The organism is Streptomyces sp. PA03-6a, assembly GCF_033792765.1.
Taxonomy (GTDB): domain Bacteria; phylum Actinomycetota; class Actinomycetes; order Streptomycetales; family Streptomycetaceae; genus Actinacidiphila.
In genome coordinates this window covers 25,863-44,170 of sequence record NZ_JARAVK010000054.1, presented here as the reverse complement: position 1 = coordinate 44,170, position 18,308 = coordinate 25,863, and the positions used below count along the sequence as shown (strand labels likewise).

Below are 18,308 nucleotides of genomic sequence, written 5' to 3'. Positions count from 1 at the left end.
TCACGGCTACGGCGGTGACGACCGGTGCGAGTCGTGGTGGGGCGGCGACGACGACAACGGTCGTGGCGGCGGCGGCGGTTACGGCGGCGGCAACGGCGGTGGCCCCGACACCGGCTTCGGCGGTTCGATGGGCATGAACACCCCGGAGACCCTGCTCGGCGCCTCGCTCCTGCTCGCCGGTGCCGGTGGCGGCGTCTACATGCTGCGTCGCCGGCGCATGAACGGCGGTCGCGCCTGACCGTCACGGACCTCCGCGACACAGGCTGACCGTTCTGCCCCCGGGCCGCCCACGCGGCGGCCCGGGGGCAGTCCCGTGCACGGGTCGGGCGGACCGGAGGCGTCCGCCGGATGAACGGAGGAATCCGGCGGATGATCCCCCTCCCCCACCCCGGCCGTGGATGGCATCATGACCGATCACATCGGCAGGGCGCACGACACGGATCGGCAGGAACCACGGGTGACCACGGGCGAGGCGCAGGACATGGCGGTGCAGGACGGAACCGCCGCCCCGGCGCACGAGCGGCGGCGCGCACAGCGCGGCTGGTACTTCTACGACTGGGCCAACTCGGTCTTCTCCACCAGTGTGATCACGGTCTTCCTGGGGCCGTACCTCACCGACGTCGCGGAGGCCGCCGCGGGCCCGGACGGCTACGTCCACCCGCTCGGGATACCGGTCCGCGCCGGGGCGTACTTCGCGTACGTGGTCTCCGCCTCGGTCCTGCTGTCCGTGCTGGTGATGCCGCTCGCCGGGGCCGTCGCGGACCGGACCGGGCGCAAGAAGGCGCTGCTCGGGACCTTCGCGTACGTCGGCGCCGCGGCGACGACGGCGATGTTCTTCGTGACCGGGGACCGCTACCTCCTCGGCGGCGGACTCCTGATCGTCGCCAACGTGGCGTTCGCGTCGGCCATGGTCCTCTACAACGCCTTCCTGCCGGAGATCGCCGAACCCCACGAGCGGGACGCGGTCTCCTCGCGAGGCTGGGCGTTCGGATACGCGGCCGGGGCGTTGATGCTCGTCGCCAACCTGGCGCTGTTCCTCGGGCACGACGCGGTCGGCGTCTCCAAGGGCATGGCGGTGCGGATCTGCCTGGCGTCGGCCGGCCTGTGGTGGGCGGCCTTCACGCTCGTCCCGCTGATACGGCTGCGCGACACCGCGCCGGGTCGGCGGTCGGCCGGGCCGGCGGTCAAGGGCGGGGGTTCGCTCCGCCAGGGCTGGCGTCAACTCGCCGACACGTTGCGGGACATGCGCCGCCACCCGCTCACCCTCGCCTTCCTGCTGGCGTACCTCATCTACAACGACGGCATCCAGACCGTGATCTCACAGGCCTCGCTCTACGGCTCGGAGGAGCTCGAGCTGGACGAGACGGCCCTGATCGGCGCGATCCTCCTGGTGCAGGTGCTGGCCGTCTTCGGCGCCCTGCTGCTGGGCCGGCTCGCGGCGCGGTACGGGGCGCGCCGTACGGTGCTGGGCTCGCTGGTGGCGTGGACGGTGACGATCGGGGCCGGCTTCTTCCTGCCGGCCGGCGAGCCGGTGGCGTTCTACTGTCTGGCCGCGGCCATCGGGATGGTCCTGGGCGGCAGCCAGGCGCTGTCGCGCTCGCTCTTCTCCCACCTGATCCCGCGCGGGAAGGAAGCCGAGTACTACTCGGTGTACGAGGTCAGCGACCGGGGCACGAGTTGGCTGGGGCCGCTGCTGTTCGGTCTGACGTACCAGCTGACCGGGAGCTACCGGGACGCGATCGTGTCCCTGGTGGCGTTCATCGTCATCGGGTTCGTGCTGCTGGCCAGGGTGCCGATGCGGCGGGCGGTGGCGGCCGCGGGCAATCCGGTCCCCGAGACGATTTAGTGCGGATGGGTGCGGCGCGGTAGTGTACGCCGTTGGCCGTCGGACGGACCGTTACTGCGCGCTAAAGATACCAGAACGCAGGGTGACATCTCTCGCGAGATGTGACAAAACGGGCGTCGATGGGTACAAAAAGGGGCGGCACGACGGGCGACGCACCTCCCGAGAACGGGAATCTTCACCGCCGACCGGACGTTGACCGGATGACGACGACAGCGACACCTGTCCTGTGGGCGACACAGCCCGGGAGGCACGATTCATGAGTGAGCGAGCTCTCCGCGGCACGCGACTCGGGGCGACAAGCTACGAGACCGACCGCGGCATCGATCTGGCACCGCGCCAGACCGTTGAGTACGCATGCCGGAACGGACATCGATTCGAGATGCCGTTCTCGGTGGAGGCCGAGATCCCGCCGGAGTGGGAGTGCCGCGCCTGCGGCCAGATCGCACTCCTGGTCGACGGAGAGGGCCCGGAGGAGAAGACGAGCAAGCCCGCGCGTACGCACTGGGACATGCTCATGGAGCGGCGCACGGTCGAGGAGCTGGAGGAAGTCCTGGCCGAACGGCTGGCCGTCCTGCGCTCCGGCGCCATGAACATCGCGGTACATCCGCGTGACCACCGCAAGACCGCCTGACCGAAGGAACTGGGCCCGTGAGGGGCGGGCCCCATCAGACGTGCGCCCCGGGCGAGCGCGGCCTCAGTGCCGCGGCCCGGGGTTTTCGTCGTCCTGCTCGGGGCCGTGGTCGACGACCTCTCCCTGGATCACCTTGCCGTCGGGGCGGTGGATGCGCATCTGCTCCTCGGCGGCGCGCGCCTGGGCGAAGAGATCACCCAGCGAGCCCGGGCCCGCGCCCCGCTCCCGGGCGGCGGACGCCCGGCGGTCCAGAGCGCGCGCGCCCGCCCTCGTCAGCAGGGAGCGGGTCGGCGGGAAGAGGAAGAACAACCCCGCCACGTCCGAGATCAGCCCGGGCACCATCAGCAGCAGGCCGCCGATCATGATCGGCGCCGCGCCGCTGCCGCCGTTCCCGGCGCCGGAGCCCTTCGGCTCCTCCCGGTCCCGCTCCGGCCCTCCGGAGCGCATCGCCTCGTTCAGCGCCCGCCAGGCGCTGCGCCCGGCGTGCCGTACGGCCAGCGCCCCGCACACGAAGCCCGCCACGAGCAGCACGAGGACCGTGAGCCCGCCGGCGGCCCCGGCCACGAGGATGAGCAGCCAGATCTCCAGCAGCGCGTAGGCGGCCACACCGAGCGGTATCCACGTCCCGGCGCGCGAACGCCGCCGCGGACGCCCGTCACCGCCCGGTTGCCGCGGACCGGCCGGCGGCGGGGAGCTGATCGTCATACGCACCATTGTGCCTGCTCCCCGCCGGAGTCCGGAGGGCCGGTCAGCCGCGGCGCCGCCCGGACGTCAGCCGCTTCACACGGGAGCCGACGCCCCAGGCGGTGACCCGCCACAGCGCCTCGGCGACGATCTCCCGGCTCATCTTGCTGTCGCCGCGTTCCCGCTCCACGAACGTGATGGGGACCTCGACGACATGGAAGCCGGACTTCACCGCGCGCCAGGCGAGGTCGACCTGGAAGCAGTAGCCCTGGGAGGCCACCTCCTCCATGCCCAGGCCCAGCAGCGTCTCCTTGCGGAACGCCCGGTAGCCCCCCGTCACGTCGCGCAGCGGCACGTCGAGGAGCAGCCGCGAGTAGGTGCTGCCGCCGCGCGACAGGAACTCGCGGGACTTCGGCCAGTTGACCACCCGGCCGCCGGGGATCCAGCGGGAGCCGAGCACCACGTCGGCGCCCTTGAGCGCGGTCAGCAGACGCGGCAGTTCCTCGGGCTGGTGCGAGCCGTCGGCGTCCATCTCCACGAGCACGCCGTACTCGTGCTCGATGCCCCAGCGGAAGCCGGCCAGGTAGGCGGCGCCCAGCCCCTCCTTGCCCTTGCGGTGCAGCACGTGGACGTGGTCGTCGGAGGCGGCCAGCTCGTCGGCGAGCTTGCCGGTGCCGTCGGGGCTGTTGTCGTCGGCGACGAGGACGTGCGCCTCGGGCACGGCCGAGCGGACCCGGGCGACGACCGGCTTGAGGTTGTCGGCCTCGTTGTACGTCGGGATGATCACGAGAACCGAGCCGAGCGGCCCGAAGGCCCTCCCCTGGGCTGCGCCACGGGTGACCCCACCGCCATCGCTCACTGCTGTTCCTCCGTCTCGGTACGTCCTCGCCTGCCCAGCATGATCGCCGCGGCCCAGGACAGCAGGCCCACCATAGCGAGGGTCCATTCGGGAGCGGAGCCGACGCGGTCGGCGACGGTCAGATCGTCGCGGAGCGGCAGCCGGGCGCTGAGCACGGTCTGCGTGAACTCCTCGGTCTGCTGCTCGATCCGCCCGTCGGGGGCGACGACGGCGGTGATGCCGCTCGTCGCCGCCGTGACCACGGCGCGGCCGTGCTCGACGGCGCGCAGCCGGGACATCGCCAGTTGCTGCTCGGGCTGGCCGGTGCGGCCGTAGGTGGCGTTGTTGGTCTGGATGACCAGGGCGCGGGCGCCCGCGGTGACGGTGTCGTGGACGATCCCGTCGTACGCCACCTCGAAGCAGATGACGTCGCCGAGCTTCGCCGGGCCGATCTGCAGGACGCCGCTGCCCTTGCCCGGGTAGAAGTCGCGCGGGACCTGGTCGAGCCGCTTGATGACCTTGGTGAGCTGCTCGCGGAAGGGCACGTACTCGCCGAAGGGCACCGGGTGCTGCTTGGTGTAGTGGTCGCCGGGACCGCTCTCCGGGTCCCAGACGATGCCCTCGTTCTGGACGTGGTCCGCGTCCGGGCCGTCGACCAGGGCGCCGACGAGGACGGGCACGCCGACGGCGCGGACCGCCTTGGTGATCAGGGCGTAGGCCTGGGGCTCGGAGAACGGGTCCATGTCGGAGGAGTTCTCCGGCCAGATCACCAGATCGGGCTTGGGCGCACGGCCCGCCTTGACGTCCTCGGCGAGCTTCAGGGTCGCCTCGACGTGGTTGTTGAGGATCTTCAGGGGCCGGCCCAGGAAGTGCATGCCCGGCTGCTGGACGTTGCCCTGCACGATGGCCACCCGGACGGTGTCGTCGGCCGCGGTGGGCACCGGCACCGCGTACCCGGCGGCGAAGGTGGCCACCGCCAGCACCGCCGCCGTCGCGGCGGGCACGAAGCGCCGCGGACCGAAGACGACCGGGCCCCTGCGCAGCCGCCACACGGCGACCGCGGCCCCGGCCAGCAGCGAACCGCACAGCGCGACGGCGAAGGTCACCAGCGGCGCGCCGCCGAGCGCGGCGAGCGGGGTGAAGGGGGTGGCGGTGTTCGCGAAGGCCAGCCTGCCCCACGGGAAGCCGTCGAACGGCAGCCGGTCCCTGGCGAGTTCCTCCGCCACCCACAGGCAGGCGCCCCACAACGGCCAGGCGCGCAGCCGCGAGGTGACCGCCAGACCCGCGCCGAGCACGGCGACGAAGGCGGCCTCGATGACGGACAGGCCCACGACCGCGTCCCAGCCGATCACCCGCAGCCACACCAGGAGCCATACGAAGAACGGCAGTCCGAAGGCGAAGCCCAGCCACGCGCCCTGGCGGGCGGTACGGCCCCGGGTCAGCAGCGCCAGGCCGGCCACGGCCGCGACCGACAGCGGCCACACCCCGTACGGGGGGAACGCGGCCGCCAGGGCCAGGCCGCACAGCGCGGCGAGCGCCGACCGCCGCGCGTTCGCCCGCACGGCGCGCGCCGTGCGGGCGATGCGGCCGGGTGCCGGAGCGGGGGGCGGCGGCGGTTCTACGGACGTCGCCGGCGGCGCGGCGGGGGCCGGTGCGGCGTCGGAGCGCGGTCGCAAGGTACGCGGCCTTCCTGCAGGTGGTCACTGTGTGAGAGTGACCGTACCTCCAACGGCCCTGTCCGCGGACCCCGGGCGGGCAAAGCCTCCCGCGGCAGGTGCGCGGCGCGGGAGGGGCGTGAACTGCTCGGGGCCCGGAACGCCCTTCGGGCCGACCTGGGACCCGCTGGCTGCGGATCGGCGACAAGGCCGTTGTCTACTGGGCGTCCGGGCCCCTCCCGGGTCACACCTGCCGACCGGGCGGAGCCTCTCGATGAGGCGGACCGCGTTCCGTGCCGCGAGCGCTGGACCTGGCTGCCAGTGGCGCACGCCGTACGGCGCGACGCCCCGTGGCCCAGCTGCGGCCGTCGGCGCACGGAGATCCGGTCGGACGTCCGGTGGTGGACCCGGCCGAACCTACTCGCCCCCGACCGTCGCCTGTCAACAGCCGTTTGACCTGCGCGGATTGACCAAATCAGCAGGTCAACGCGAGGCCGGGGAAAGTTCCACGCCATCCCGACGGAGAACCGTTCGGGGGCATCGGCCGTTGACCCGTCACTCGTTCGGCCGTGCGAAGACCGTACGGCCGCCGACCACCGTGCGCAGTGCCGTCGGCAACGGCAGCCCGGGGGTGAGTTCGGGCAGACCGGGGGTGCCGGAGCGCGGGTCGGTGGACCAGTTGGCGACCCGCTCGTCGGGGGCCTGGACCACGAGGTCACCGGCCTGCCACACCACGTAGTCCGCGGGTGCGCCGGGCACGAGGACGCCCGCGTCGTCGCGGCCCACGGCGCGCCAGCCGCCGCGGGTGTGCGCGTTGAACGCGCCGCGGACGGAGATGCGGTGCTCGAGGGTCCGGTGGAAGGCGGCGGCGCGCACCGTGCCCCAGGGGTCGAGCGGCGTGACCGGGCTGTCGGAACCGAGGGCCAGGGGCACCCCGGCCCGGGTCATGGCGGCGTACGGGTTGAGGGTGCGGGCCCGCTCGGCGCCGAGCCGTTGGGCGTACATGCCCTCCTCACCACCCCAGGCGGCGTCGAAGGCGGGCTGCACGGAGGCGACCAGGCCCAGCTCCGCGAAGGCGGCGACGGTGTCCTCGGTCATCATCTCGGCGTGCTCGACGCGGTGCCGCAGCGCGCGCACCCGGTCCAGGCCCACCCGGCGGGCGGCCTCGCGGATCCCCTCCGCGACGGCGGCCACGGCGGCGTCACCGATCGCGTGGAAACCCGCCTGCACCCCCGCCTCGGTGCACAGGGCCACGTGGTCGGCGATCGCCGCCGCGTCCAGGTAGGCGGTGCCGCCGACGGCGGGGGCGTCCGTGTACGGGGCGTGCAGGCAGGCGGTGCGGGAGCCGATGGAGCCGTCCACGAAGAGGTCACCGCCCGCGCCGACGGCGCCCAGGTCCCGGATCCGCTCCAGGCCCTCGGCGCCGGTCACGGCCTCGGCCCAGTAGCCGTACACGCGCGGCCCGGGCTCGGCCGCGGCCAGCCGCAGCAGCGCGGTGAGGTCGTCCTCGGAGGAGATCTCCGGGCCCGCGCACTCGTGGACGGCGCTGATGCCGAGCGAGGCGGCGTGGGCGAGTGCGGCGCGCTGCGCGGCGGCACGCTGCGCGGGCGTCACGGCGGCGTAGGCCGCGCGCCGGACCGCGTGGTGGGCGTCGCGGGTGAGCGGCCCGTCGGGGTGGTGGCCGGCCATCGTCCCGACATCGGGGACCAGCGCCAGCAGGGCGGTGGTGACGACCGCCGAGTGGACGTCGGCGCGGGTCAGGTACAGGGGACGGCCGCCGGTCGCCGCGTCGAGTTCCGCGCGGGTCGGCGGGCGCTGCCCCGGCCAGCGGCTCTCGTCCCAGCCGTGGCCGAGCAGCACCCGGTGGCCGGGGTTGGCCTGCGCGTACGCGGCGACCCTGGCGAGGGCGTCGGCCAGGTCGCGGGCGGGGGCCAGGTCGAGGCCGGTCAGCGCCAGGCCGGTGGCGGTGGTGTGCACATGGGCGTCGGTGAACGCGGGGGTGACCAGCGCACCGGCGAGGTCGATCACCTCGTCGACGCCCGCGGCGAAGGACTCCGCGGCGCCCTCCGAGCCGAGCCAGGCGACCGTGCCGCCGTCGACGACCATGGCCGTCGCGAAGGGGTCGGCAGGGCTGTAGACGTTGCCGCCGCGCAGCAGCACGGTGCGGCTCGCGCCGGATCCGCTGGTGGTCGGCTCGTTCGTGGTGTGCGGCACTGGGTTTCGCCTCGCGATGTGATGTTGGGGCCCGCCCGGGCCCCGGTGGGGGCGAGGGGACGGGATGGTGCGGTGGGTCAGGGGGCCGTGGGGCCCTCAGACGCGCGGTGGGCGCGCCTCGTACGGCGTGGAGAGGACCACGGTGGTGCGGGTGGAGACCCCGGCCAGGGTGCGGATCTTCGCGAGCAGGTGCTCCAGCTCGATCGGGGTCGCCACCCGGACCTTGAGGATGTAGTTCTCCTCCCCAGCGACGCTGTGGCACGCCTCGATCTCGGGGACCTCCGCGAGCCGGTCGGCGATGTCGTCGGGTGCGCTCGGGTCGAAGGGCTTCACCGAGATGAACGCCGTCAGCGACAGCCCCACCGACTCCGGGTCCACGATCGCCGCGTAGCCGCGGATCACCCCGCGCTGCTCCAGGCGCCGTACGCGCTGGTGCACCGCGGACGTGGACAGGCCGGTGGCCTTGCCCAGGTCGGTGTAGCTCATGCGCCCGTCGGCCACGAGAAGTTCCACGATCTGCCGGTCCAGCTCCTCCACAGCGCAAGAACCTACAGGGTCCCCGGACGCCGACGGTATCCGGCCGCCCCGTCCCGACGACCGGGCCCGAGCGGCAACGCGGGGCCGACGTGCCGGTGCCGGGGTGAGCACGGCGGCGGCGCCGGGGTCCCGGCCTGCGGACCGCTTCGGGCCGCCCGTGCCCGGCCGCCCGGCGGGACCCCGTCCTCGCGGTCTCCCGTGCCCGCGCCGTGGCCTGCGGCGCCACGAGGCTGCGCTCCTCGACACGAGCCGGCGACCGGCGCGACCGCCAGGCGTCACCGCCGTCGAGCGGCCGCGCCCTTGCCAGGGCCGGACGGCTCTCCGCCCTGCTGGCCATCCGCGTGGCGAGTCCCGGTCAGGCGCAGATGCGGACGCAGAGCGGGCACGCGTCGTCGCGCAGGTTCGCGGGGCCCAGGGCGTGCGTGAGGACGGCGGCGACCGTGGTGCAGTCCTCCGTGGCGACGCGCTCGGCGACGGGCGCGGTCGGCGGTGCCGAAGTCGTCGGGGCGTCGGCGGAGGAACCCGGCCAAGCCCACGACGTCCTCGCCACGCCGCAGCGGCAGCCACGCACGGGAGACCCACGTGCCGGGGCGGTCGCAGAGGAGGGCGCGGTCGGCGCCGTGCTCGGCGAGGCCGCTGAGCCACACCGGCCGGCCCAGGCGGACCGCCTCCACCGGTGCCGGTTGCGGCAACGGCGGCAGGTGTCCCCAGGCGGACGCGGTGCCCGCGTCGATGCCGGTGTGGGCGACCAGGTCGAGTCCGCGACGAGCAGCCAGGTGAGTTCCTCGGCGGTGCCGGCGGCGGTGAGGACGCCGCCGATCCCCTGCGGGCGCGGCAGGGGGGCGGTGGTGCCGGGGTGTACGGGGACGAGGTGAAGACGGAGCGGAGATCGCCGTCGGGCGCCGGCGGGGGGACGTCGGCCTCGGGGGCCGGTGCCGGCGGCCGCGACGGCGGGGGTCGCGGCACGCGGGAGGTGTGGATGTGGCCGAGCAGCGCCCACGCCTCCTCCAGCACGGTGTGACCGGCCCGGCCCGCGGGCCGCTCCGGTTCCTCCTGGGCGGCACCGGGGCCCGGCCCGAGGCGTCCCATCAGCACACCCTTGGCCCGCTCGGCCAGCTGCGGCCCGGCCGGGTGCGGCGCGCAGCCGCGCGACGGTGGGAGCCAGCTGGTCGGCCACGGACCGCTCGTCCGGCCGGCCACCGGACGCGGAAGCGACCCCGACCCCGTCGGGCTCACCCTGTGGGCATCGCACGATCACCCCAGGGGGAACTCCCGCGCCGGGCCGGCCGTGGGGGGCCGCGGCGGTGGCTGGTGTCGCACCAGGGGTAGCGCTCGCTGCGACGGCAGGCGCACACGGCCACGACGAAACGGTCGGAGCGGACGGTGCGGCCGTCGTCGAGGACGACCTCCACGGGGCCCTCGATGAGGATCGGGCCGTCCGCGGTCAGGGTCACGCGGGTGGGTGCGGGGCCGTCGGCGGCGTCGTCGAAGGGGTCATGGCGCGCGTTCGGCACGGATCACCACCAGCTCTTCCTTCTCCTCGCCGGGCTCGATGAGCCCCTGTGCCGCCAGCCATGCCGCGCGGCGCCGCAGCAGCGGCCCGAAGGGGATGCGCCGGTGCTCGGTGACGGCGGGCCGCAGCCCGGCGCCGCCGAGCCGCTGCAGCGTGCGCTCCACGCCGCTGAGCCCGGACTGGACGAGCAGCAGGGCGCCGCCGGGGAGCAGCAGGGGCGGGGCCTCCACGCAGACGCGGTCGAGCAGCGCCCGCCCGTCGGGTCCCGCGTTGCGGGCCAGGGACAGCCCCCGGCGGGCGTGGTGGGCGTGCGGCGACGGCACGTACGGGGGATTGGTGACGATCAGGTCGAAGCGGCTCCCCGCGACCGGTGCCGTGAGGTCGCCGCGCAGCACCCGTACCCGCAGGCCGTTCAGACGCGCGTTGAGCCGGGCGGCGCACACCGCCCGTGCGGAGGCGTCCACCGCGGTGACGCGGGCCGCGCCCCGGGATGCCGCGGCGAGTGCGAGGACGCCGGATCCGGTGCCGAGGTCCAGCACCTCGGCGCCGTCGGCCAGCCTCTCGCGGCGGAGGGCCTCGCCGAGCAGGGAGGTGTCGTCCTGGGGCCGGTACACGCCGGGTGGACACAAAAGCCACATCTCACTCCGCTACCCGAGGGCACCGCACCAAACATCGGACCCGGCCTACCGCCGGATCGGGACGATTAGGCACATCCGCACCGGGAAGCCGACCTTCCGACGATTCCTCGGAAGAGGATTCCTCGGAAGGAGAGGACCCATGGGCACGATCAGCGAATCCGTCGACGTCGACGTCCCGCTGCACACCGCGTACAACCAGTGGACGCAGTTCGAGGAGTTCCCGAACTTCATGGAGGGCGTGGAACAGGTGACGCAGGTCGACGACCGGCACAACCACTGGGTGACGAACGTCGCCGGTGCCCGCCGGGAATTCGACACGGAGATCATCGACCAGCTGCCGGACGAGCGGGTCGCGTGGCGCACCGTCACCGGGGACGTCAGGCAGCGCGGCGTCGTGACGTTCCAGGAGCTGGACGCCTCGCACACCCGGGTCAACCTGGCCATGGAGCTCCAGACCTCCGGCCTCGCGGAGAAGGCCGCCGACGCGCTCGGCGTCGTGGACCGGCGGGCCCGGGGCGACCTGCGGCGCTTCAAGCACTTCATCGAGGAACGGGGCAGCGAGACGGGCGCGTGGCGCGGTCGTGTCGCCCCGGGCGGATGACCCCTGTGCCCGCCCCTGAGGCCTCCGCGTGCGGCCGGCCGGGTCCGGCGCGGTGCGGGCGGGGTAAGGGGGGTGCATGGGCGATGTGGACGACCGGGCGCCGACGGGTGGCCTGACCTTCGGGGTCGAGGAGGAGTTCCTGCTGGTCGACCCGCGGACCGGACGGCTGGTCGACGGCGCCGCCGCCGTCATCGCCCGGGCCTCGTGCGTGCCGCCGCCCGCCCCGGACGTCGCGCTGCAGCACGAGCTGTCGGCCGCGCAGATCGAGTCGGCCACCGGGGTGGCCACGCGCCTGCCCGAGCTGACCGGCCAGCTGGCGGCCACGCGCCGCCTGCTGGCCGATGCCGCCGCCGCCGAGGGCACGCGGCTGGTCTCTTCGGGAACGCCCGTACTGGACGGCCCCTCCGGGATCAGTGCGGGCGAGCGTTACGCCGCGATCGCCGGCATCTACGAGAGCCAGGCGACCGGCTACCGGGCCTGCGGATGCCACGTCCACGTGGGCGTACCGGACCGGGAGACCGCCGTCGCGGTCCTCAACCACCTGCGGCCGTGGCTGCCGACGCTGCTGGCGCTGTCGGCCAACTCGCCCTACGACCGGGGCCGCGACTCCGGTTACGCCAGCTGGCGTGTGCTGGACCAGGCGCGGTTCCCCGGTTCCGGGATCCCGCCGTGGTTCGCGTCGGCGGCGGAGCACGACGCCGAGGTCGACCGGCTGGTGGCCTGCGGGGTGCTGGTGGACCACGCCATGACGTTCTGGCTGGCCAGGCCCTCGCCGCGGCTGCCCACGGTGGAGGTCCGGGCCGCGGACGCACTGGGCGCGACATGGGAGACGGCGTTGCAGGCCGCGCTCACGCGGGCGCTCGTGCGCACGGCGCTCGACGACCTCTCCAGGGGCGTCCCGGCCCCGCGCATGACGGCTCAGCTCGCCGCGGCCGCGCTCTGGTCGGCGGCCCGCTACGGCATGTCGGGCCCGGGGATCCATCCCGTCCGGGAGACCCGCGTGCCCGCCACGGCGCTGCGTGACGAGCTGCTCCGGCGCGTCGCGCCCGCGCTGGAGGACACCGGCGACCTGGCCTTCGTCCGCGAGGCCACGGCCGCCCTCGCCCGGACCGGGAGCGGCGCCGACCGGCAGCGGCGGGCCGCGGCGGCGGGCGGCCCCCGCGCCGCCGTGGACATGCTGGTCGAGCAGACGGCGACGGACGGCCGCATGCCCCCGGCGTCAGCGGGCAGGGGCACCAGCGGACGCCCGTACGCCGACGACGTCCACGCACCGACCCACGGAGGACCCGATGGACGCGGTCTCCGACCTCTCGACCGGTCCCCGGACCGCTGAGCCCACGCCACCCGCACCGCGCGGCCCCCTCTCCCGGGCCGTGCTCGGCGCCCTCACCCAGGGGCCGCCGGGTACCGCCCTTCCGGTGCCCACCGGGGCGGTCGAGGCCGCCGATCCGTACGGCGAGGACGTACAGCTCGCGCTGCACGTCTGCTACGAACTCCACTACCGGGGTTTCGCCGGGGTGCACCCCGGCTGGGAGTGGGATCCGGGGCTGCTCGCGCTGCGCGGCGCCATGGAGGGCTCCTTCGGGGCGGCCCTCCGCGCCGAGCTGCCGGCCACCCCGGGCGGCGCCGCGGCCCGCGCGGCCCTCGACCGGGAACTGGAGGGCCTGCTGCGCGAGCCGCGCGACGGGCGCGGTGTGTCGCACTTCCTCCGCGACGAGAGCACCTGGGAGCAGTTGCGGGAGTACTTCGTGCACCGGTCGGTCTACCAGCTGAAGGAGGCCGATCCGCACGCATGGGTCATCCCGAGGCTCACCGGCCGGGCGAAGGCCGCTCTGGTGGCCGTCGAGTACGACGAGTTCGGGAGCGGGCGCGCAGAGCGCGTGCACGCGAGGCTCTACGCCGACCTGCTCCGGGACGCCGGGTTGGACGCCTCCTACGGCCACTACGTGGACGCCGTACCGGCCGTCACCCTCGCCACGGTGAACCTGATCTCCTGGCTGGGCCTGCGCCGGGAACTGCGCGGGGCGCTCGTGGGGCACTTCGCGGCCGCCGAGATCTCCACCCCGCCGTCCGCCCGCCGGACGGTGGAGGCGATCGACCGGCTCGGCGGCGGTGCCGCCTGCCGGCACTTCTACGAGGAGCACGTCGAGGCCGACGCAGTGCACGAGCAGGTGCTGCGTCGCGACGTCATCGGCGACCTGCTGGCCCGCGAACCGCTCCTCACCGCCGACGTCGTCCTGGGGATCCGCGCCATGGCGCTGGTGGAGCGGCGCCTGGAGGAGCACCTGCTGGGCGCGTGGCGCGCCGGGCGCACCTCGCTGCGCGCCGCGCCGGGGCCCGCCGTGCCGTCCGGTTCGTCCGGGTCGTACGGGGAAGGTGCACCTCATGAGGCCGGGGCAGCGAGCCGCAGCGGCGTCCCGCCCGCCGAGCAGGCCTGAGCAAGGAGGACGAGCCATGGGCTCAGAACCCCTGGGGACCCGGGTGGAGACGGCACGCCTCGCGGCGGGCCGCGCCCCCGTGCGCTGAGGCCCCCACGATGGCAGGTGGGGCGGCCCGGTGGCTCCGGCATCCATACCGGTCGTGGCGGGACTCACGGGCGGGCCGCATGTGGCACCAGGGGGGCGAACTGGAGCTGCTGCAGCGCTCCATGGGGTTCGCGGCACTCGGTCTGGTGACGCTGGTCCCGCTGCTGATCGTGGTCGCCGCGGCTCTGCCCTTCCACGGCAACGGCTTCGCCCAGTGGGTCGTGGACGGCATGGGCCTGTCGGCTCGGCCCGCGGAGGCCGTGCGGGAGCTGTTCGCCGCGCCACGCAAGGTGATCAGCTCCACGAGCGGTCTGAGCCTGCTGGCGCTGGCGCTCTTCGGGCTCTCCTTCGCAGCGTGCGTCGAGGTCGGCTACACCCGGATCTGGCAGGTGCCGCCCACTCCGTGGCACCACGTGTGGCGGCGGGCGGTGTGGCTGGCGGCGCTGACCGCGTACCTGTTCGCGGAGGCGCAGAGCGGGGTGGTGCTGGGCGGCGGGTGGCCGGACACGGTGTTCCGCGGCGGCACGGCCGTCGTGCTGGGCTTCGCCTTCTTCTGGTGGGGGCAGTACTTCCTGCTGGCCGGGCAGGTGCCGTGGGCAGCGCTGGCGCCCGGGGCCGTCGCGACGATGGTCGGCCTCATCGGGCTGCGGGTCTTCTCCTCCTTCGTGTTCGCCCCGCTGATCGTGACCAACGCCGTCTCGTACGGGGCCGTCGGCACGGTGCTGATCGTGCAGTGCTGGCTGATCGGGGTGGGTTTCGTGGTGTTCGGGGGCGCCTTGCTGGGCCGCCATCTGCAGAATCCGAGCAAATGGTTTTATTCAGGACCTTCCGGGCAGGCGGAGGGGAGCGCTGATCGAGCCCTGGAAGGAGAACCCCATGGGTGCCGAGAAGAAGGTCAAGCACACCGGCCAGAAGATGAAGGGCAAAGCGGAGGAGGCCACGGGCAAGGTGACCGGCAATGAGAGCCTGCGCATGAAGGGGAAGAAGGATCAAGTCGGCAGCGACGCCAAGCAGGCCGTGGAGAAGGGCAAGGACGTGGGCAAGGACGTCTTCGGCCGCTGACCGCTCTGGTGACCACGGACCGCGGGACCGGCGGGCATGCGCGCCCGCCGGTCCCGCGCGGGCGGTCAGCCTCGCAGGTAGAAGCGGATGGTGGTGCCGTCGCCTGCGGTGCGCTGGCGCACCAGGTCGGCGATGCGGTGGACCACCAACAGGCCCCTGCCGTGGGGCCGGTCCCGTGACGCGGGGTGGCGGCCGGCGAGCGGGTCGGTCAGCCGTCCGCGGTCGTGCACCTCGCACACCACGTGGCCGTCCCCCGCCCAGACGCGGACGACGCCCGACCCGCCGCCGTGCAGCACGCTGTTCGTGATCAGTTCGCCGGCGGCGAGGGAGAACTCGGCGAGCCGCTCGCCGCCCAGGCCCAGTCGGCGTGCCTCGGCCGTCGCGGCGTGCCGGGCGTCGGCGAGTTGCGGCTCCGCGAAGCCGAAGGCGAGGGCGCCGGGCGGGGGTTGCGGCAGCCGGTTGTGCGCGGCGATCACCCGGCGCGGTGCGTAGTGCGCGCTGCGTTCCTCGCGGTCGCCGTCGACCACCACGGGATGCGTGGCGCGGGCCTCCGCCAGCACCGCGGCGTCCAGCCGGGCGGCGTCGTAGGGGCACAGGATCGTCACGGGGCGTCCGGCGAACGCCATGTTGATCAGTGCCTCGTGCTGGGCGCACGCCGGGTACTCCAGGGCGCTCCGCCCGGGCCAGACGGGCTCCCCGATGATCCGTACCCGTCCGGTGGGCCGGGTGTCGGCGAAGGCCCGCAGCACGCCGGGGATGATGCGACCGGGATTGCGCCCGGCCCGCTCCATGTCGACCCAGTGCACCTCGGCGCCGCGCGGGCCCAACGCGGCGCGCAACTGGGCGAGACGGGGTGGGGGAACGGCCACGGCGACCGGCTCCCCGGCGGCCATCCCGTCCAGCAGGAAAGGCACCGTGGCGGCCGTGTACTCCCGTGCGTTCCGGTAGAACAGCGCGGGGTGCACGAACGGCCCGGCGTCGGAGACCTCGCCGACCTCGCTCAGCACGTCGTCCACCTCCCACCCCCGGGCCGACCTTACCAACCGGTTCCGGGGGGTGGGGGGCGCCGACGAGGCGTCAGCTGTCGTAGTCGACCGTCAGGTTGTCGGACTCCGGGTAGCTCTGGCAGGTCAGCACGTAGCCCGCGTCGACCTCGGACGCCTCGAGGGCGAAGTTGCGGCGCATCTCGGCCTTGCCGTCGGTGACGAGCGCGCGGCAGGTACCGCAGACGCCGCCCTTGCAGGCGAAGGGCAGATCGGGCCGGGTGCGCTGGGCGCCGTCGAGGACGCTGCGGTCACGCGGCAGCGCGGCCGTGGTCGTACGGCCGTCGAGGACGATGGTGACCTGGCTGACCGGGCCCTCGGCCACGGCGTCCTCGTGGTGCACCGGGGTCACGGGCTCGTCGTCCGCGTAGAACAGCTCCTGGTGCACCCGGTCCCCGGGCACGCCGAGGCCGGCGAGGACCTGCTGGGCGTCGACGACCATGCCGTGCGGGCCGCACAGCCACCAGTGGTCGGCGTTCGGGACGTCGACGAGGCCCTCGACGAGGGTGGCGAGCCGTCCGGCGTCGAGGCGGCCGGAGAGCACCTCGGCCTCGCGCGGCTCCCGCGAGAGCACGTGGGCGAGCTGGAACCGGGCGGGGTGCAGGTCCTTCAGCTCGGCGAGCTCGTCGGCGAACATCACGGTGTCGGTGCGCCGGTTGCCGTAGAAGAGCGTGACCCGGGACCCGAGATCGGCGGCGAGGACGGACTCGGCGATGGAGAGCATCGGGGTGATGCCGGAGCCCGCGGCGATGAGTACATGGTGCCCGGACGCGCTGAGGTCGGGGGTGAAGGCGCCGGTGGGGCCCATGACCTCGACGGTGTCGCCCGGACGTACCTCGTGCACCAGCCACGACGAGAACAGGCCGCCGGGCACCACGCGCACCCCGATGCGGGGGGTGGCGCCGGCGGGCGAGCAGATGGAGTACGAGCGTCGCTCGTCCCGGCCGTCGACCTCGCGGCGCAGCGTGAGGGACTGACCGGGGGCGAAGGCGAACTCCCCGGCCAGCTCCTGCGGTATGTCGAAGCTGACGGCGGCGGCGTCCTCGCAGAGCGGCTCGACCGCGGCGACCCGCAGGGCGTGGAAGGCCGGGCGGCGGCGGACGCGCGGGGCCGGCGCCTGCGGGGCGGGGATGGTCGGGGCCATCAGATCTCCTTGACGTACTCGAACGGCTCCAGGCAGGCACGGCAGCGCCACAGGGCCTTGCAGGAGGTGGCGGCGAAGCGCGAGGTCTCCTCGGTGTCCGCCGAGCCGCAGCGGGGGCAGGCGACGTCGCGCCGGGTGGCGGTGAGCACCAGCGGCACCGGCCCGGTGGCGCGCCGGGGTGCGGGACCGGGGGGTGCGATGCCGTGCTCGGCGAGCTTGCGGCGGCCCTCGGGGGTGATCCAGTCGGTCGTCCACGGCGGGTCCAGGACGGTGCGGATCTCGACCCGGTCGAAGCCCGCGGCGCGCAGCCGGGCGGCCACGTCGGCGCGCATCTCCGCCATGGCCGGGCAGCCCGAGTAGGTGGGGGTGAGGGCGGCCACGACCGTGCCGTCCCCGGTGACCTCGACGTCACGCAGGACGCCGAGATCGGCCAGGGTCAGCATGGGCAGCTCGGGGTCCGGCACCTCGGCGGCGACGCGGGCCGCCCGGTGCGCGTCGGTGAGCACGGTCACGGCGCTCACCAGACCGCTCCGGGGTGTGCGCGGGCGATGCCCTGCAACTCCGCGAGCAGCGGGGCGAGGTGTTCGGTGCGGTCGCCCTCACGGCCGTGGCCGGGCAGGGGATCGGCCTGGACCGGAGGCAGCCCGGCGGCCCCGGTGACCTGGCGCAGCGCGGCGGTCACCTCGTCCCGCACACCGGCCGGGTCGGCCCCGCACGTGGCGCCGGCCGTGAACAGTTCCTCCAGGTAGGGGGCGACCTGTTCCAGGCCGGCCCGCATGCGGCGGTGCGACTCCTCGGTGCCGTCGCCGAGCCGTACCACCCACTCGGCGGCGTACTGCCGGTGGTAGGTCAGCTCGTTGACGCCCTTGGCGGCGACGGCGGCGAGCACCGGGTCCTGCGCGGAGCGGGCGAGCCGCTCGAAGACGGCGAGCCGCCAGCAGGACGTGACGAGCAGCCGGGCCATGGAGAACGCGAAGTCCCCGCAGGGAAGTTCGGCCAGGCGGACGTTGCGGAAGTCGGCGGCGTCCCGCAGGTACGCGTAGGCGTCCTCGTCGCGACCGGTGCCGTCCACCTGACCGGCGCGGGAGTAGAGCAGACGGGCCTGGCCGAGCAGGTCGAGCCCGATGTTGGCGAGCGCCACCTCCTCCTCCAGCTCCGGCGCGCGGGTGCACCACTCGGCCAGGCGCTGGGCGCCCACCAGGGCGTCGTCGCCCAGCGCCAGGCAGTGGGCGGCCAGCTCCGCGGCGTCCACACCCTCGGGCACGGCGGTGTCGACGCCGTGCAGCGGGTCCTCGAAGCCGGTGCCGAAGGCCCAGCGGGCGTCGCTGTCCTCGTGCCCCTCGGCCAGGGACAGGTAGACGTGCTCGTCGCTCATGC

20 protein-coding genes are annotated in these 18,308 nt (G+C 74.5%); 8 read left to right on the top strand and 12 right to left on the bottom strand.

Translation table 11 applies throughout. The annotated features are described in order from the left end of the window. The 3 genes from PV350_RS15710 to PV350_RS15700 all read left to right on the top strand — a co-directional run. The coding region (locus PV350_RS15710; RefSeq protein WP_500334385.1) for a GVDTG sorting domain-containing protein at positions 1-238 on the top strand (238 nt) is incomplete at its 5' end. A 243-nt stretch (positions 239-481) separates the two neighbouring features. Continuing rightward, on the top strand, positions 482-1,846 hold the full coding sequence (locus PV350_RS15705; protein WP_500334390.1) for an MFS transporter: 1,365 nt from the start codon (positions 482-484) through the stop codon (positions 1,844-1,846). 256 nt (positions 1,847-2,102) lie between these two features. Then, positions 2,103-2,477 (top strand): RNA polymerase-binding protein RbpA, encoded by a 375-nt coding sequence (locus PV350_RS15700; protein WP_499515576.1) that lies wholly within the window; start codon positions 2,103-2,105, stop codon positions 2,475-2,477. A 63-nt stretch (positions 2,478-2,540) separates the two neighbouring features. Here the strand turns inward: PV350_RS15700 and fxsA are convergent, their stop codons facing one another. The 8 genes from fxsA to PV350_RS15660 form a co-directional block, all read right to left on the bottom strand. Beyond that, positions 2,541-3,182, bottom strand: a complete 642-nt coding sequence (fxsA, locus tag PV350_RS15695) for an FxsA family membrane protein (protein WP_499515575.1) — start codon at positions 3,180-3,182, stop codon at positions 2,541-2,543. A 43-nt stretch (positions 3,183-3,225) separates the two neighbouring features. Then, positions 3,226-4,020, bottom strand: coding sequence for a polyprenol monophosphomannose synthase (locus PV350_RS15690; RefSeq protein WP_499515574.1), 795 nt, complete (start codon positions 4,018-4,020; stop codon positions 3,226-3,228). After that, positions 4,017-5,675 carry an apolipoprotein N-acyltransferase gene (lnt, locus tag PV350_RS15685; protein WP_500334383.1) on the bottom strand — a complete coding sequence of 553 codons (1,659 nt, stop codon included), beginning with the start codon at positions 5,673-5,675 and terminating at the stop codon, positions 4,017-4,019. Before lnt ends, PV350_RS15690 begins: the two co-directional genes overlap by 4 nt. A gap of 534 nt (positions 5,676-6,209) precedes the next feature. Beyond that, positions 6,210-7,868, bottom strand: a complete 1,659-nt coding sequence (locus PV350_RS15680; RefSeq protein WP_500334381.1) for an amidohydrolase — start codon at positions 7,866-7,868, stop codon at positions 6,210-6,212. 96 nt (positions 7,869-7,964) lie between these two features. Beyond that, positions 7,965-8,405 (bottom strand): Lrp/AsnC family transcriptional regulator, encoded by a 441-nt coding sequence (locus PV350_RS15675; protein WP_361803599.1) that lies wholly within the window; start codon positions 8,403-8,405, stop codon positions 7,965-7,967. A 355-nt stretch (positions 8,406-8,760) separates the two neighbouring features. Beyond that, entirely contained in the window at positions 8,761-8,955 is a 195-nt protein-coding gene (locus tag PV350_RS15670) for a hypothetical protein (RefSeq protein WP_500334379.1), read from the bottom strand. A gap of 682 nt (positions 8,956-9,637) precedes the next feature. Continuing rightward, the gene (locus PV350_RS15665; RefSeq protein WP_500334377.1) at positions 9,638-9,919 is read right to left on the bottom strand and encodes a CDGSH iron-sulfur domain-containing protein; all 282 of its coding nucleotides are present in this window, start codon (positions 9,917-9,919) and stop codon (positions 9,638-9,640) included. Further along, the gene (locus tag PV350_RS15660; protein ID WP_499515569.1) at positions 9,900-10,556 is read right to left on the bottom strand and encodes a HemK2/MTQ2 family protein methyltransferase; all 657 of its coding nucleotides are present in this window, start codon (positions 10,554-10,556) and stop codon (positions 9,900-9,902) included. Before PV350_RS15660 ends, PV350_RS15665 begins: the two co-directional genes overlap by 20 nt. Positions 10,557-10,695: 139 nt before the next feature. Here PV350_RS15660 and PV350_RS15655 point away from each other — a divergent pair, with 139 nt between their 5' ends. From PV350_RS15655 to PV350_RS15635, 5 genes are all read left to right on the top strand, one after another. Further along, positions 10,696-11,157, top strand: coding sequence for an SRPBCC family protein (locus PV350_RS15655; RefSeq protein WP_499515568.1), 462 nt, complete (start codon positions 10,696-10,698; stop codon positions 11,155-11,157). A gap of 76 nt (positions 11,158-11,233) precedes the next feature. After that, a complete protein-coding gene (locus PV350_RS15650) occupies positions 11,234-12,490 on the top strand; it encodes a carboxylate-amine ligase (RefSeq protein WP_499515567.1) in 1,257 nt (418 codons plus the stop codon). Then, complete coding sequence (locus tag PV350_RS15645; protein ID WP_499515566.1) at positions 12,447-13,595, top strand: iron-containing redox enzyme family protein; 1,149 nt, start codon at positions 12,447-12,449, stop codon at positions 13,593-13,595. Before PV350_RS15650 ends, PV350_RS15645 begins: the two co-directional genes overlap by 44 nt. A 167-nt stretch (positions 13,596-13,762) precedes the next feature. After that, positions 13,763-14,644: a YhjD/YihY/BrkB family envelope integrity protein gene (locus PV350_RS15640; RefSeq protein ID WP_499515565.1), complete on the top strand. Its 882-nt coding sequence runs from the start codon at positions 13,763-13,765 to the stop codon at positions 14,642-14,644. Next, positions 14,559-14,744, top strand: coding sequence for a CsbD family protein (locus PV350_RS15635; RefSeq protein WP_499515564.1), 186 nt, complete (start codon positions 14,559-14,561; stop codon positions 14,742-14,744). Before PV350_RS15640 ends, PV350_RS15635 begins: the two co-directional genes overlap by 86 nt. Positions 14,745-14,809: 65 nt before the next feature. Here PV350_RS15635 and PV350_RS15630 read toward each other — a convergent pair whose 3' ends face one another. The 4 genes from PV350_RS15630 to paaC all read right to left on the bottom strand — a co-directional run bounded on the left by PV350_RS15630 (position 14,810) and on the right by paaC (position 18,306). Beyond that, a complete protein-coding gene (locus PV350_RS15630) occupies positions 14,810-15,751 on the bottom strand; it encodes an anti-sigma factor RsbA family regulatory protein (protein ID WP_500334388.1) in 942 nt (313 codons plus the stop codon). A gap of 70 nt (positions 15,752-15,821) precedes the next feature. Next, a complete protein-coding gene (paaE, locus tag PV350_RS15625; RefSeq protein ID WP_500334374.1) occupies positions 15,822-16,931 on the bottom strand; it encodes a 1,2-phenylacetyl-CoA epoxidase subunit PaaE in 1,110 nt (369 codons plus the stop codon). Beyond that, entirely contained in the window at positions 16,931-17,452 is a 522-nt protein-coding gene (gene paaD / locus PV350_RS15620; RefSeq protein WP_499515562.1) for a 1,2-phenylacetyl-CoA epoxidase subunit PaaD, read from the bottom strand. The genes paaE and paaD overlap by 1 nt, the downstream gene beginning before the upstream one ends. Beyond that, a complete protein-coding gene (paaC, locus tag PV350_RS15615; protein WP_500334372.1) occupies positions 17,449-18,306 on the bottom strand; it encodes a 1,2-phenylacetyl-CoA epoxidase subunit PaaC in 858 nt (285 codons plus the stop codon). Before paaC ends, paaD begins: the two co-directional genes overlap by 4 nt. Positions 18,307-18,308: the final 2 nt, after the last annotated feature.

Bases quoted from the DNA above. Each gene is read 5' to 3' on its own strand.
- PV350_RS15705 (WP_500334390.1), top strand. From the start codon at position 482: ATGGCGGTGCAGGACGGAACCGCCGCCCCGGCGCACGAGCGGCGGCGC.
- PV350_RS15700 (WP_499515576.1), top strand. From the start codon at position 2,103: ATGAGTGAGCGAGCTCTCCGCGGCACGCGACTCGGGGCGACAAGCTAC.
- fxsA (WP_499515575.1), bottom strand. From the start codon at position 3,182: ATGACGATCAGCTCCCCGCCGCCGGCCGGTCCGCGGCAACCGGGCGGT.
- PV350_RS15660 (WP_499515569.1), bottom strand. From the start codon at position 10,556: ATGTGGCTTTTGTGTCCACCCGGCGTGTACCGGCCCCAGGACGACACC.
- PV350_RS15655 (WP_499515568.1), top strand. From the start codon at position 10,696: ATGGGCACGATCAGCGAATCCGTCGACGTCGACGTCCCGCTGCACACC.
- PV350_RS15650 (WP_499515567.1), top strand. From the start codon at position 11,234: ATGGGCGATGTGGACGACCGGGCGCCGACGGGTGGCCTGACCTTCGGG.
- PV350_RS15645 (WP_499515566.1), top strand. From the start codon at position 12,447: ATGGACGCGGTCTCCGACCTCTCGACCGGTCCCCGGACCGCTGAGCCC.
- PV350_RS15640 (WP_499515565.1), top strand. From the start codon at position 13,763: ATGTGGCACCAGGGGGGCGAACTGGAGCTGCTGCAGCGCTCCATGGGG.
- PV350_RS15635 (WP_499515564.1), top strand. From the start codon at position 14,559: ATGGGTGCCGAGAAGAAGGTCAAGCACACCGGCCAGAAGATGAAGGGC.
- paaE (WP_500334374.1), bottom strand. From the start codon at position 16,931: ATGGCCCCGACCATCCCCGCCCCGCAGGCGCCGGCCCCGCGCGTCCGC.
- paaC (WP_500334372.1), bottom strand. From the start codon at position 18,306: ATGAGCGACGAGCACGTCTACCTGTCCCTGGCCGAGGGGCACGAGGAC.